This is a genomic window from Aeromonas sp. 11P (assembly GCF_051920165.1).
GTDB lineage: Bacteria > Pseudomonadota > Gammaproteobacteria > Enterobacterales > Aeromonadaceae > Aeromonas > Aeromonas veronii.
Map to the genome: position 1 here is coordinate 3,298,802 of NZ_JBQBDJ010000004.1, position 14,381 is coordinate 3,313,182.

Consider the following 14,381-nt stretch of genomic DNA (forward strand, 5'->3'; position numbering starts at 1 on the left):
ATGAGCGAAGTGCGTGTTCATCTGGCCAAGGAGATCGTTGCGGATCTCTGGCGGCACAAGCTGCAGATTTTTCTGTCGGTCGCCGTGCTGGTGACCGCCTTTGCCGTGATCCTGGTGACCAACATGACTCGCGGCCTGACCGCCAAGCAGAACGATCTGATGGCGGAAGAGGATCGCCTCAACATCGAGTGGCGCCACCTGCTGCTGGAGCAGGGCACTCTGGCGGAACACTCCCGGGTGGCGAGTCTGGCCATGGACAAGTTGCAGATGGCTCGCCCGCTGGTGACCACCGAGAAGGTAATAACCCAACCATGAAACGCAAGGCATCCGCCAAGGCCCAACCCAAGGTCAAAGCCCCGTCACTCTATCCGTGGCGATTTCGCACGCTTGCGGTGTTTATCGGCATCGCGTTTGTGGGTCTGATCCTGCGTCTGGCCTGGATCCAGGTGATCAATCCGGATCGCCTGCGTCAGGAGGGTGACATGCGTTCCCTGCGTACCACCTCTACCCAGGCGGTGCGCGGCATGATCACCGATCGCAACGGCGAGCAGCTGGCGGTTTCTGTGCCGGTCGAAGCTGTCTGGGCCGATCCCAAGACAGTGCATGAATCCGGTGCCATCAATAACGAGCGGGCCTGGCTGGCGCTCTCCGCCGTGCTCAAGCTCGACATCAATACTCTCAAACACCGCATCGCCAACCCCAGCAAGCGCTTCGTCTATCTGCAGCGTCAGGTTACTCCTGCGGTGGCGGAATATATCAAGGGGCTCAAGCTGGGTGGCGTCTACCTGCGCCCCGAAGCGCGCCGCTTCTATCCGACCGGCGAGATCAGCGCCCATCTGGTGGGGGTGACCAACATCGATGGCAGCGGTATTGAAGGGATTGAGCGCAGCTACAACGAGTGGCTGACGGCGACACCCGGCGAAATGCGGGTGCGCAAGGATCGTCAAGGTCGCGTCATCGAGCGGCTTGGCATCGTCAAAGAGGGCAAGAACGCCAACGATCTGCAGCTCAGTATCGATCAGCGGGTGCAGGCACTGGCCTACCGAGCCCTCAAGCGGGCAACCGACGAGAACAAGGCGACCTCCGGCTCCATGGTGATGCTGGATATCAAGACCGGTGAAGTGCTCGCCATGGTCAACACCCCCTCCTATAACCCGAACAACCGCGGCCAGTATCAGAGCTTCCGGGTACGCAATCGGGTGGTGACCGATACCTACGAACCGGGCTCTACCGTCAAGCCATTGATTTTGCTCAGTGCCTTGCAGGCAGGTGTCACCAGCTGGAAAGATTTCATTCCCGGTGGTCCACTCTTTATCGGTGCCAAGCAGATCAAGGACGTCAGTATCCACAAGGCGACCAACCTCTACGATATCCTGCGTTACTCCTCCAACATCGGTATGTCGCGCATCGCGCTGCGGATGCCGGCGCAGGAGATGATCAATACCCTCAGCATGTTCGGTTTCGGCATGGATACCGGCAGCGGGCTGATGGGCGAGAGCAGCGGCATGTTGCCCCAGCGTCGTCGCTGGTCCGATATCGAGCGGGCAACCCTCTCGTTCGGTTATGGTCTGCGAGTCACCCCGCTGCAGCTGGCTTCCGCCTACGCCACCCTGGCCAACAAGGGCAAACGGGTGCCGCTCTCCATCGTCAAGGTGACTACGCCGCCCAAGGGTGAGCAAGTTATTGATCACAACAACGCCGCTGCCATGTTGCAGGCGCTGGAGTATGTGGTCGACAACGCCATTCCAAAAGCCAAGATCCCGGGCTATCGGGTCGGCGGCAAGAGTGGTACCGCCAAGGTCGCCGTCGCCGGTGGCTATGGCAAGGATTACATGGCCTGGTTTGCCGGTTTCGCACCCGCCAGTGATCCCCGTTTCGTCATGGTGGTGGTGATCAACGAGCCAAAAGGCAGCGCCTACTATGGCGGCGCTGTGGCGACCCCACCGTTTGCAGAGGCCATGGGCGGGGTGCTGCAGCTCTTCAATATTCGTCCCGATGCGGTGCCGCCAGCGGTGCCCACCAAACTTGCCCGTACGGAGGCCTCTCTTGTCCCGCGCACTTGATGCATTACTGCGCCCCTTCGGTATCCAGGCGCCGGCGCTCACCCTGACCGATATCCAGCTGGATAGTCGGCGGGTTGGCCCCGGCTCGCTCTTCGTGGCCATTCGCGGCCATCAGATGGATGGCAGACGGTTTATCGAACAGGCGGTGGCTCAAGGAGCGACCGCTGTTGTGTTTGAGGAGGATGGTGAATTTATCCCACCATCGACTCCGGTTCCCTGTATCGGAATGCGGGATCTGCCCGCTCACCTCTCTGCTCTTGCGGGCTATTTCTACGATCAGCCAGCCAAAAAACTGGATCTGGTCGGGATCACCGGCACCAACGGCAAGAGCACTACGGCACTGCTGGTCGCCAACTGGCACACCCTGCTGGGTGGCAAGGCGGGTGTGATGGGCACCATCGGCAACGGCCTGTTTGGCCATCTGATCGAAGCGGAAAATACCACCGGTAGCGCCGTGCAGGTGCAAGCTAATCTGGCTGAGCTGCAAGCGCAGGGGGCGGATCTGGTGGCGATGGAGGTCTCCAGCCACGGTCTAGTGCAGCACCGCGTCGCCGCGCTGCCCTTTGCCGCCGCGGTTTTCACCAACCTGAGCCGGGATCACCTCGACTACCACGGCACCATGGAAGCCTATGGCGCCGCAAAGGAGCAGCTGTTGCAGCTGGTCGATGAGTCGAATGCGGTGATCAACCGTGATGACGAGTTGGGTGCCAAGTGGCTCGAAAAATACCCGACAGCGGTGGCCTTCAGTGTGGATGGCCCGATTGAACACCATTCTGGCCGTCAATTAACGGCGCAGCAGCTCGATTTTCACCAGCAAGGTTTTCGCGCGCAGATTAACTCCAGCTGGGGGAATGGTGTATTATCCGCCCCCTTGCTCGGGCGCTTCAACGTCAGCAATGTGCTGGCCGCGATGGGCGTGATGCTGGTGCTCGGTTACGACTTCCACGAGCTGCTGGTGACTGCGCCTCAATTGCAGCCGGTGACCGGTCGCATGGAGTGTTTCGGCGGTGGTGATACGCCGCTGGCTGTGGTCGATTACGCCCACACCCCGGATGCGCTGGAGAAGGCATTGCAGGCCCTGCGGGTGCACTGCACTGGCCAGCTCTGGTGCCTGATTGGCTGTGGTGGCGACCGCGATCGCGGCAAGCGCCCCATGATGGCAGCGATGGCCGAGCAGTATGCGGATCGCGTGATCCTGACCGACGACAATCCCCGTACCGAGGAGCCGGCCCGGATCATGGCCGACATGGTGGCGGGTCTTTGCGATCCTGCTGCGGTGCAAGTGGAGCACGACCGGGTCAAGGCAATTGCGCTGGCCATCGGTCAGGCGAGCAAACAGGACATCATCCTGGTGGCCGGTAAGGGTCACGAGGATTATCAGATCATTGGAACCGACAAGCGGCACTACAGCGACCGGGAAACCGTCGTGGCCGCCTTGCACACATTATTGGAGTCATTCAAATGATGACCCTCAGGCTTGCCGAGCTGGCGCAGGTACTCGATGCCCGTCTGATTGGTGACGACGGCGAGATCACCGTCGTCAGTACCGACACCCGCACTCTGGGCGCGGGTGCCCTGTTCGTTGCTCTGCGCGGCGAGCGCTTCGATGCCCACGATTTTTGCGATCAGGCCGTTCAGGCAGGGGCCTCTGCCCTGCTGGTCGAGCGTGAACTGCCGCTGGCCATCCCCCAGCTGGTGGTGACCGACAGTCTGAAAGGGCTGGGCCGACTTGGCAAACTGGTGCGCGAGCGCATCAACCCGAAAGTGCTGGCCATTACCGGCAGCTGCGGCAAGACCACGGTGAAGGAGATGGCAACCGCCATCCTGCGCAACGAAGGTGAAGTGCTGGCCACCGCGGGCAACTTCAACAACGAGGTGGGCGTGCCGCTAACCCTGCTGCGCCTCGAGCCGCAGCACAAGTTTGCGGTGATGGAGCTGGGTGCCAACCATCCGGGCGAGATCGCCTGGACTACCTCGCTGGCCAAACCCGATGCCGCCATCATCAACAACGTGGCGGCGGCCCATCTGGAGGGTTTTGGTTCGCTGGAAGGGGTGTTCCACGCCAAGAGCGAAATTTTTGAGGGGCTGAGCGAGGGTGGCACCGCCATCGTCAACGCCGACAACGAATTCTGGCCGAAGTGGCGTGAGCGTGGCATTCAGTGCGCCTTCTCTATCGAAGATCAGAGCCAGCCGTTCCACGCGCGCAACCTTGTACTCAACGAACAAGGTTGTGCCGAGTTCGTGATGGTGACCCCGCAGGGTGAGCTGAGCCTGACTCTGGCGATCCCGGGTCGCCACAACGTGGCCAATGCGTTGGCTGCAGCCGCGGGCTGTCTGGCACTCGGCGCATCCCTCGCCTGTGTCAAGGCGGGGCTGGAGCAGATGGCACCGGTCAAGGGGCGCTTCTGCGTGCAGCGCTGGGGCGGTCTGACCCTGGTGGATGATACCTACAATGCCAGCGTGGAATCCGTGCTGGCGGGCATCGATGCCCTGACCGCCATGAGCGGCTTCAAGGTGCTGGTGTTCGGTGATATGCGGGAACTGGGTGAGGAGTCTGCCGAGCAACACGCCCGGGTTGGCCGTCATGCCCGCGAGCGCGGTCTGGATGCCGTGCTGACAGTGGGGGAAGAGAGTCGCCACACCGCAGATGCCGCGGCTGGCCGACATTTCGATAACAAGGCGTCGTTGTTTGAAGTGCTTGCGCAAATGATAAATACACATCAGGAAATTTCGATTCTGGTCAAGGGTGCCCGTGGTTCCCGCATGGAAGATATCGTCGAGATGGTCAAAGGCCATCAGGAGTCAGCCACATGCTAGTCTGGCTGGCCGAACTGCTCACCCCGCACTTCACCTTCTTCAACGTCTTCTCCTACCTGACGTTTCGCGCCATCCTGTCGATCATTACCGGACTGGGGGTTGCCCTCTGGATGGGACCACGCCTGATCCGTCGCCTGCAGATCCTGAAATTCGGTCAAGTGATCCGCAACGACGGTCCCGAGTCCCACCTCAGCAAGCGGGGTACCCCGACCATGGGTGGCCTGATGACATTGCTGCGATTTTCACGTCTGTGCTGCTCTGGTGCCGCCTCGACAACCCCTATGTCTGGCTGGTGCTGTTTGTGCTGGGTGCCTATGGCGCCATCGGCTTTGCCGACGACTACCTCAAGGTGGTGCGCAAGAATACCGACGGCCTGATCGCGCGCTGGAAGTATTTCTGGCAATCCGCGGTAGCGCTGGCGGTGGCGGTGTTCCTCTATGCGACCGCAACCCATGAGGGGCAGACCCAGCTGGTGGTGCCTTTCCTCAAGGATGTGATGCCGCAGCTTGGCCTGATGTTTATCGTGCTGACCTACTTTGTCATCGTTGGCACCTCCAACGCGGTCAACCTGACCGACGGTCTCGATGGCCTGGCCATCATGCCGACCGTGATGGTGGCGGGGGGCTTTGCCCTGATCGCCTGGGCTACCGGTAACGTCAACTTTGCCAACTATTTGCACATTCCCTACGTGCCCTATACCTCCGAGCTGGTGATCGTCTGTACCGCCATTGTCGGCGCAGGTCTGGGTTTTCTCTGGTTCAACACCTATCCGGCGCAGGTCTTCATGGGGGATGTCGGTTCCCTGGCGCTGGGCGGCGCGCTCGGCACCATCGCAGTGCTGGTCCGTCAGGAGTTTCTGCTGGTGATCATGGGCGGCGTCTTCGTGATGGAGACCGTCTCGGTGATCCTGCAGGTGGGTTCATACAAACTGCGCGGCGTGCGGATCTTCCGCATGGCGCCGATCCATCACCACTACGAGAAGAAGGGCTGGCCGGAGCCGCGCGTCATCGTGCGCTTCTGGATCATTACCCTCGTGCTGGTGCTGCTGGGTCTTGCCACCCTGAAGGTGAGGTAAGGCCATGGTCATCATCATCGGATTGGGCAAAACCGGACTCTCCTGTGTCGATTACTTCCTCGGCCGTGGCGTGACGCCACTGGTGATGGATACCCGTGCCAACCCGCCCGGCAAGGATCAACTGCCGCCGGAGGTTGAGTTGATCCACGGTCTCGACGAGGCGCTGCTCAAGCGGGCGCACATGATCGTCGCGAGCCCGGGTATCGCGCTGGCGACCCCAGAGCTGAAAGCGGCTGCCGAGTGTGGTGTGCAGATCGTCGGTGACATCGAACTGTTTGTTCGCGAGACCCAGACCCCGGTCATCGCCATCACCGGCTCGAACGGCAAGAGCACCGTCACTACCCTGGTGGGCGAGATGATTGCCGAAGCCGGCCTCAATGTCGGTGTGGGCGGCAATATCGGCACGCCAGCGCTGGAGCTGCTCAAGCAGCCAATGGATCTCTGCGTGCTGGAGCTTTCCAGCTTCCAGCTGGAAACTACTCACAGTTTGCGTGCTGCCGCCTCCGTGGTGCTGAACCTCTCCGAAGATCACATGGATCGTTATCAGGGCATGGCCGACTATCGCGCCGCCAAGATGGAGATCCATCAGCACTCCAAACACATTCTGGTCAATCGCGACGATGCCCAGACCCTGCCCGATGTGGGTCTGGTGTGGCAGAGCTTTGGTCTCGACTGCAATGGCTATGGTCGTTGCCTGCTGGATGGCCGCTACTGGTTGACGCTGCACGGCGAACCGCTGCTGGCGGTGGACGAGATGAAGATCGTCGGTGCCCACAATCAGGCCAACGCCCTTGCGGCCATGGCGCTGTGCGATGCGGTCGGTATTCCCCGCGCTGCGCAACTCACCGTGCTGCGTCGTTTCGAGGGCTTGCCCCATCGTGCCCGTTTCGTGCGCGAGGTGAACGGGGTGCGCTGGATCAACGACTCCAAAGCCACCAACGTGGGGGCCACACTGGCTGCCGTTGCCGGTGTTCGCGAGTCGGTCAAGGGACGCCTGCTGCTGCTGGCCGGTGGTCAGGGCAAGGGGCAGGATTTTGGCCCGATCCAGGCGCTGCTGGGCAACCAGATCGATCACATGTACTGCTTCGGTCAGGATGCCGAGGTGTTGTTGGCACTGGGCGAGCAGACCGAACGGGTGGGCGACCTGGCCGCTGCGGTTGCCAAAGCGGCGGCCGATGCCAAGCCCGGTGACTGGGTGCTGCTGGCGCCGGCCTGTGCCAGCCTCGATCAGTTCAAGTCGTTCGAGGTGCGCGGCGATCGCTTCACCGAGATGGTGCTGGCGCTATGAACGCCCTTCGCGCAGCAGCAGGTCTGTTCCAGCGCTGGTTATTACCGGCGCGTCCTGCCGGTCTCTACGATCGGCAGCTGGTACTGCTGGCGCTCTCCCTGATGGCGGTCGGGGTGGTCATCGTGGCCTCGGCGTCGATCCCCGAAGGGATTGCGCTGGGGGATGACCCCTTCATGTTTGTGAAGCGTCACGCCCTGTTTCTGGTGATGGCGCTCGGTATCTCCTGGTTTGTGTTGCAGGTGCCGATGGCTCGCTGGCAACAGCACAACGGCCCCATGCTGCTGCTGGCGATCTTGATGCTGGTGCTGGTGCTGCTGGTGGGCCGCAACGTCAACGGTGCGGTGCGCTGGTTGCCGCTTGGCCCCTTCAACCTGCAGCCTGCCGAGTTTGGCAAGCTGGCGCTGTTTGTCTATCTGGCCGGTTATCTGGTGCGGCGCCAGAGCGAAGTGCGCGAAGCCTGGATCGGCTTCCTGAAACCGCTGGCGGTGTTCGGGGTGCTTGCGGTCTTGCTGCTGTTGCAGCCTGACCTGGGTTCTACCGTGGTGATGTTCGTTACCTCGTTCGGCATGCTGTTTCTGGCCGGTGCCCGACTGGGGCAGTTTTTGACCCTGATCGGCGCGGGCCTCGGCTCGGTGGTGATGCTGATCATCGTCGAGCCCTACCGGATGCGGCGGGTGACCTCGTTTATGGATCCCTGGGCCGATCCGTTTGGCAGTGGCTACCAGTTGACCCAGTCGCTGATGGCGTTTGGTCGTGGCAGCTGGTTTGGCGAAGGGCTTGGCAACTCTATCCAGAAGATGGAGTACCTGCCGGAAGCGCATACCGACTTCGTGTTTGCGATCCTCGGTGAAGAGCTGGGTTACGTCGGGGTACTGGGCGCCCTGTTCCTGATTTTTGCGCTGGCGGTCAAGGCGCTCAAGCTGGGGCATCGTGCGCTGGTGGCAGAGCGGCTCTATGACGGCTATCTGGCCATCGGCATTGGCATCTGGTTCAGCTTCCAGACCTTCGTTAACGTCGGCGCAGCCAGCGGCATGATGCCAACCAAGGGCTTGACCCTGCCGCTGGTGAGTTACGGTGGTTCCAGTCTCATCATCATGTCGGTGGCGGTGAGCATGTTGATTCGAATCGATTTTGAGTTGCGTCAGGCGACAGCCCAGGCGCGCGTGCGGGAGGTTTAGTGAGCAAGACTCTGTTGGTGATGGCAGGTGGTACCGGTGGGCATGTGTTCCCCGGTCTGGCCGTGGCCGATCGCCTGAAGGCCCAGGGCTGGACTGTCCACTGGCTCGGCACTGCCGACCGGATGGAGGCGGAGCTGGTGCCCGCCCACGGTTATCCCATCTCCTTCATCGATATTCAGGGAGTACGTGGCAACGGCATCAAACGACTGCTGGTTGCGCCCTATCGCATCGTCAAATCGATCCTGCAGGCACGTCAGGTGCTCAAGACCGTTCGTCCTGATGTGGTGCTCGGCATGGGCGGTTTTGCCTCCGGCCCGGGTGGCGTGGCGGCCTGGTTCTCCGGTATCCCGTTGTTGCTCCATGAGCAGAATGCCGCTGCCGGCATGACCAACAAGCTGCTGGCCCGTATCGCCAGGCGGGTGCTGATGGCATTTCCGGGTGCCTTCGCGCCGAGCCGTCGTACCGCCGTGGTGGGCAATCCGGTGCGTCCCGAAGTGGTCGCCCTGCCGGATCCGCAACTGCGCAGCGGGGATGAGCCACTGCATCTGCTGATCGTGGGTGGCAGTCTGGGGGCGCGGGTGCTCAACGAGCAGGTACCTGCTGCGGTGGCGGCGTCCGGCGTGCCCATTGAAGTACGTCACCAGTGTGGCAAGGGCAATGCCGAGGCCGTCTCTGCTGCCTATGCCCAGCACGGCATCAATGCCGAGGTGAACGAATTTATCAAGGATATGGCCAGCGCCTACGCCTGGGCCGATCTGGTGGTCTGCCGTGCCGGTGCGCTGACCGTTTCCGAAGTGGCTGCCGCCGGTGTGGCTGCCATTTTCGTGCCGCTGCCCCATGCGGTGGATGATCACCAGACCCGTAACGCCCTGACTCTGGTCGACGGCGGTGCGGCCGAGTTTCTGCCCCAGTCCGAGCTGAACACAGCCTCACTGGCGGCACGCTTGACCTGGCTGGCAGGTCGCCGAGAGACCCTGTTTAACATGGCGAAAGCGGCTCGTCGCGTCGCCATCACCGATGCGGCCGAGCGGGTTGCGGATGAGTGCAAACAGCTCGCAACCGGGCAGCGTGGTAAAGATTGATGAGCAAGGTTGCAGCGGTGACACCGTGCAGTCTTGTACCTGTATGTATTGATGCCGCCGTGCAACTGAGCTTTGACGGCACATGGCCTGCGGCAGACTAAAGAGACGATTATGACCAAGGTTGAACTGGCAAAACTGCGTACTGTGATCCCCGAAATGCGCCGCGTGCGTCGCATCCACTTTATCGGCATCGGTGGTGCCGGTATGGGCGGGATCGCCGAAGTGCTTGCCAACGAAGGGTATCAGGTAACGGGTTCTGATCTGGCTCGCAACGCCGTGACCGAGCGGTTGGCCGGACTGGGTGCTCACATCTTCGTCGGCCACAGTGCCGAACACGTTGAGGGTGCCAGCGTGGTGGTGGTCTCTACCGCCATCAAGCAGGACAACCCGGAGCTGCTGGCTGCCCGTGAACTGCGGATCCCGGTGGTGCGCCGCGCCGAGATGCTGGCCGAGCTGATGCGTTTCCGTCACGGTATCGCCATTGCCGGTACCCACGGCAAGACCACCACCACCAGTCTGGTGGCGAGTATCTATGCCGAAGCCGACCGCGACCCGACCTTCGTCATCGGTGGCCTGCTCAACAGTGCCGGTACCAATGCCCGCCTGGGCAGCAGCCGCTACCTGATTGCCGAAGCGGACGAGAGCGATGCATCTTTCCTGCATCTGCAGCCGATGGTCTCTATCGTGACCAACATCGAAGCGGATCACATGGATACCTACGGTGGTGATTTCTCCAAGCTGAAGGCCACCTTCATCGAGTTTCTGCACAATCTGCCCTTCTACGGACTGGCGGTGGTCTGCATCGATGATCCGGTGATCCGTGGCATGTTGCCCGAGATTGCCCGTCCGACCCTGACCTACGGTCTCTCTGACGATGCCGATGTGCAGGTGCTGGATTTTGTCCAGACCACCAACCACAGCTGCTTCCGTGTTCGCCGCAAAGAGGCCGGTGAGCTGCAGGTGACCCTCAATTTGCCGGGTATTCACAACGCATTGAACGCCGCAGCGGCGATAGCTGTCGCGACAGAGGACGGTGTTAGCGATGAGGCCATCATCTCTGCTCTGGCCAAATTTGAAGGGGTTGGTCGTCGCTTCCAGCAGTATGGCGAGTTTGAAACCGGTCGCGGCAAGGCGATGCTGGTGGACGATTACGGTCACCACCCGAGCGAAGTGAAGGTCACCATCAATGCCGCCCGTGCCGGTTGGCCCGAGAAGCGTCTGGTGATGGTGTTCCAGCCGCACCGTTATACCCGCACGCGCGACCTCTACGAGGACTTCGCCGATGTGCTCTCCAAGGTAGACGTGCTGGTGATGCTGGAGGTTTATGCTGCCGGTGAGGAGCCGATCCCGGGCGCTGATGGACGGGCACTGTGCCGCTCCATTCGCTCGCGTGGCAACCTGGAACCCATCTTCGTCGCCACGCCAGATGACGTGCCAGCCGTGCTGGCCGACCTGATCGGTGAGGGGGATTTGGTGCTGACTCAAGGCGCCGGGAACGTCGGGGCGCTGGCCCGTCGTCTCGGAGAGATGAAATTGAGCATAGATAGCATGAAATCTGGTGCCTGAGGGCCCAATGAGTATTTTGACCGCCAAGCCGGGGCCTATATAATGGCGAACCGGTCTGTCACAGGCCGGTTTAGCGCGTTACACGGGGATCGATCGGGTGGAGGCAAGGGCACAGGGGCGCACCAAGGGTGGCTTCATCGCAGGAGTAGCATTTTTCCTGCTGGTGATATGGGGCTGCTACCGGACGGCGCTGGATGTTAAAGGTTGGCTGACAGATGCCAACCGGTTGCCCATGAGCGAGCTGTTGCTGCAGGGGCAACACCAGTATTTGCAAACCGAAGAGCTGCGGATGGCCGTGCTGGATGGCGCCGAGCTGCGCAACTTCTTCGAATTGGACGTCAACGAATTGCAGGCACGGCTCAATGCCTTGCCATGGGTGGCCTCGGTCTCGGTACGAAAGAAGTGGCCGAACAAGATCAAGATCTACCTCACAGAACAAGATGTGGCGGCGCGCTGGAATGGCAACCGCTTCGTCAACACCAAGGGCAAGGTATTCAGTGCCCCGGATCGGGTCAAGACGCCGCTATTGCAGCTGTCAGGGCCGGATGACCAGGCCGCCCGGGTGTTGAAAGAGAGTCGGCAGTACGAGTCGCAACTGGCTGCCAAGGGATACAAGTTGCTGGGGGTGAATCTGACCCCCCGCCATGCCTGGGAACTGACCCTGGATGGCAATATCAAGCTGTTCCTGGGACGCAATGACATTGCGCTCCGGCTGCAGCGGTTTATCGATGCCTTCCCGGTTATCGAACCCCGTGCGCAAGTTGCCTACGTGGATCTTCGATACGACACCGGAATGGCAGTTGGCTGGAAGAAGAGCGAAGAGAAAGTGCATGACCAACACCGCAGATAGGAATTTGATTGTCGGACTGGATATCGGCACAACCAAGGTGGCGGTTCTGGTCGGGGAAGTATTGCCGGACGGTGAACTGAACGTCATCGGTATGGGCAGTCACGCTTCTCGCGGAATGGAGAAGGGCGGGGTCAATGACCTCGACTCCGTGGTCAAGTCACTGCGCCGCGCGGTGGAAGAGGCCGAGATGATGGCAGACTGCCAGATCAGCTCGGTCTATCTGGGGTTGTCCGGCAAGCATATCGACTGCCGCAACGAGACCGGTATGGTGCCCATCTCCGATGAAGAGGTGACTCAGGAGGATGTGGACAACGTGATCCACACTGCCAAGTCAGTTCGCCTCTCCGACGAGCTGCGGGTGCTGCATGTGCTGCCTCAGGAGTTTGCCATCGATTATCAGGAAGGGATCAAGAATCCGGTCGGCCTCTCCGGTGTGCGGATGGCAGCCAAGGTTCACCTGATCACCTGCCACAACGATATGGCTCGCAACATTGAGAAGTGTGTGGAGAAGGTCGGTTTGCGCGTGGATCAACTGATCTTCTCCGCGCTGGCCTCCAGCTATGCGGTGTTGACCGAAGACGAGAAAGAGCTGGGTGTCTGCGTGGTGGACATTGGTGGCGGCACCATGGACATGTCGCTGTTTACCGGCGGTGCCCTGCGCCACACCAAGGTGATCCCGTATGCTGGCAGCACTGTGACCAGTGACATCGCCTACGCCTTCGGCACGCCGCCGCTCGACGCGGAAGCGATCAAGGTACGCTACGGTTGCGCCCTCGGTCGTCTGGTCAGCAAGGAAGACAATATTGAAGTACCCAGTGTCGGCGGTCGCCCGGCGCGCAGCCTGCAACGGCAGACACTGGCTGAAGTGATTGAGCCCCGTTACACCGAGTTGCTCTCCATGGTGAATGATGAGCTGGTGCGGGTACAAAGCGAGTTGAAAGCGCAGGGGGTCAAGCATCAGCTGGCAGCCGGTGTGGTCTTGACCGGCGGCGCTGCCCAGATTGAAGGCATTGTGGAGTGTGCAGAGCAGATCTTCCAGAGCCAGGTCCGGGTGGGAGAGCCCATGAACATACGTGGTTTGAGTGATTACGTGCAGGCACCGGTGTACTCGACTGCGGTCGGGTTGCTGCAATATGGCCGCACCCATCAAGCCACAGGTAGCAACAAAGAATATGCCGCCAAGGCAAGCGTCGGTGGCCTGGTCAAACGGGTTAGCAACTGGCTGCGTGGCGAGTTCTAAGAATTTTGCTGAGTCAGGCAAATAAAGCGGAGAGACAACATGTTTGAATTTATGGATAGCCACACTGACGAAGCCGTCATTAAAGTGATCGGTGTAGGTGGCGGCGGCGGTAACGCTGTCGAGCACATGGTTCGTCAAAATATTGAGGGTGTTGAGTTCATTACCGTCAACACCGACGCCCAGGCACTGCGTAACTCCAGCGCCAACACTACCCTGCAGATCGGTGGTGGCATCACCAAGGGTCTGGGTGCCGGCGCCAATCCGGAAGTGGGTCGTGATGCGGCCATGGAAGATCGCGAAGCGCTGCGTGAGCTGCTGACCGGTTCCGACATGGTGTTCATCGCTGCCGGCATGGGTGGTGGTACCGGTACCGGTGCCGCACCGATCGTGGCCGAAGTGGCGCGCGAGATGGGCATCCTGACCGTCGCCGTCGTCACCAAGCCGTTCTCCTTCGAAGGGAAGAAGCGGATGGGCTTCGCCGCTCACGGCATCGAGGAGCTGTCCAAAAATGTCGACTCCCTGATCACCATCCCCAACGACAAGTTGCTGAAGGTGCTGGGTCGCGGCATCTCCCTACTGGACGCCTTCAAGGCTGCCAACGATGTACTGCTTGGCGCGGTACAGGGCATTGCCGAGCTGATCACCCGTCCGGGCTTGATCAACGTCGACTTCGCGGACGTGCGTACCGTGATGCGTGAAATGGGTACCGCCATGATGGGTACCGGTTCCGCCTCCGGTGATGACCGTGCCGAAGAAGCGGCTGAGAAAGCCATCTCCAGCCCGCTGCTGGAAGACGTGGATCTGGCCGGTGCCCGTGGCATCCTGGTCAACATCACCGCCGGCATGGACATGACCATCGAAGAGTTCGAAACCGTGGGTAACGCGGTCAAGGCCTTCGCCTCCGAGAACGCTACCGTTGTTGTGGGTACCGTAATCGACCCGGAAATGCACGACGAACTGCGTGTGACCGTGGTTGCGACCGGTATCGGTGCCGAGCGCAAGCCGGACATCACTCTGGTCAAGAGCAGCCAGGTGCAAGAGCGCCCGGTACGTCAGCCGCTGGTCAGCGACATGATGCAAGGCCGCGTGATGGACGAAGCCCCGGCCAAGGTGGTCAACGCCGAGCCGCAAGCTCGTCGCGAACCGGATTACCTGGATATTCCGGCGTTCCTGCGCAAGCAAGCTGACTAAGCCTCTTATGGCTCTTGTTTGTTTGTTGTTC

General features: G+C 60.9%; 11 protein-coding genes and 1 pseudogene. All 12 read left to right on the forward strand.

The genetic code is table 11. The features are described 5' to 3' along the window. The 12 genes and pseudogenes from ftsL (at position 1) to ftsZ (ending at position 14,350) form a co-directional block, all read left to right on the forward strand. The gene (ftsL, locus tag ACTG1P_RS15270; protein ID WP_440001626.1) at positions 1–315 is read left to right on the forward strand and encodes a cell division protein FtsL; all 315 of its coding nucleotides are present in this window, start codon (positions 1–3) and stop codon (positions 313–315) included. Then, positions 312–2,063, forward strand: coding sequence for a penicillin-binding transpeptidase domain-containing protein (locus ACTG1P_RS15275; protein WP_440001627.1), 1,752 nt, complete (start codon positions 312–314; stop codon positions 2,061–2,063). The genes ftsL and ACTG1P_RS15275 overlap by 4 nt, the downstream gene beginning before the upstream one ends. Further along, the gene (murE, locus tag ACTG1P_RS15280; protein ID WP_440001628.1) at positions 1,996–3,528 is read left to right on the forward strand and encodes a UDP-N-acetylmuramoyl-L-alanyl-D-glutamate--2,6-diaminopimelate ligase; all 1,533 of its coding nucleotides are present in this window, start codon (positions 1,996–1,998) and stop codon (positions 3,526–3,528) included. Before ACTG1P_RS15275 ends, murE begins: the two co-directional genes overlap by 68 nt. After that, positions 3,525–4,880 carry a UDP-N-acetylmuramoyl-tripeptide--D-alanyl-D-alanine ligase gene (locus tag ACTG1P_RS15285; protein WP_440001629.1) on the forward strand — a complete coding sequence of 452 codons (1,356 nt, stop codon included), beginning with the start codon at positions 3,525–3,527 and terminating at the stop codon, positions 4,878–4,880. The genes murE and ACTG1P_RS15285 overlap by 4 nt, the downstream gene beginning before the upstream one ends. Further along, positions 4,874–5,955, forward strand: a pseudogene (gene mraY, locus ACTG1P_RS15290) (phospho-N-acetylmuramoyl-pentapeptide-transferase). Before ACTG1P_RS15285 ends, mraY begins: the two are co-directional and overlap by 7 nt. 4 nt (positions 5,956–5,959) lie before the next feature. Beyond that, positions 5,960–7,243, forward strand: a complete 1,284-nt coding sequence (gene murD, locus ACTG1P_RS15295) for a UDP-N-acetylmuramoyl-L-alanine--D-glutamate ligase (RefSeq protein ID WP_440001630.1) — start codon at positions 5,960–5,962, stop codon at positions 7,241–7,243. Then, positions 7,240–8,421 carry a cell division protein FtsW gene (ftsW, locus tag ACTG1P_RS15300; protein ID WP_005336154.1) on the forward strand — a complete coding sequence of 394 codons (1,182 nt, stop codon included), beginning with the start codon at positions 7,240–7,242 and terminating at the stop codon, positions 8,419–8,421. Before murD ends, ftsW begins: the two co-directional genes overlap by 4 nt. Then, positions 8,421–9,503 (forward strand): undecaprenyldiphospho-muramoylpentapeptide beta-N-acetylglucosaminyltransferase, encoded by a 1,083-nt coding sequence (murG, locus tag ACTG1P_RS15305; protein WP_440001631.1) that lies wholly within the window; start codon positions 8,421–8,423, stop codon positions 9,501–9,503. Before ftsW ends, murG begins: the two co-directional genes overlap by 1 nt. Before the next feature lie 111 nt (positions 9,504–9,614). Next, on the forward strand, positions 9,615–11,069 hold the full coding sequence (gene murC / locus ACTG1P_RS15310) for a UDP-N-acetylmuramate--L-alanine ligase (RefSeq protein ID WP_005336150.1): 1,455 nt from the start codon (positions 9,615–9,617) through the stop codon (positions 11,067–11,069). Positions 11,070–11,166: 97 nt separating this feature from the next. After that, positions 11,167–11,919 (forward strand): cell division protein FtsQ/DivIB, encoded by a 753-nt coding sequence (locus tag ACTG1P_RS15315; protein WP_005336149.1) that lies wholly within the window; start codon positions 11,167–11,169, stop codon positions 11,917–11,919. Continuing rightward, the gene (gene ftsA / locus ACTG1P_RS15320; protein ID WP_005336148.1) at positions 11,900–13,159 is read left to right on the forward strand and encodes a cell division protein FtsA; all 1,260 of its coding nucleotides are present in this window, start codon (positions 11,900–11,902) and stop codon (positions 13,157–13,159) included. The genes ACTG1P_RS15315 and ftsA overlap by 20 nt, the downstream gene beginning before the upstream one ends. A gap of 39 nt (positions 13,160–13,198) precedes the next feature. Then, the gene (gene ftsZ, locus ACTG1P_RS15325) at positions 13,199–14,350 is read left to right on the forward strand and encodes a cell division protein FtsZ (RefSeq protein ID WP_005336147.1); all 1,152 of its coding nucleotides are present in this window, start codon (positions 13,199–13,201) and stop codon (positions 14,348–14,350) included. The last annotated feature ends 31 nt before the right edge of the window (positions 14,351–14,381 follow it).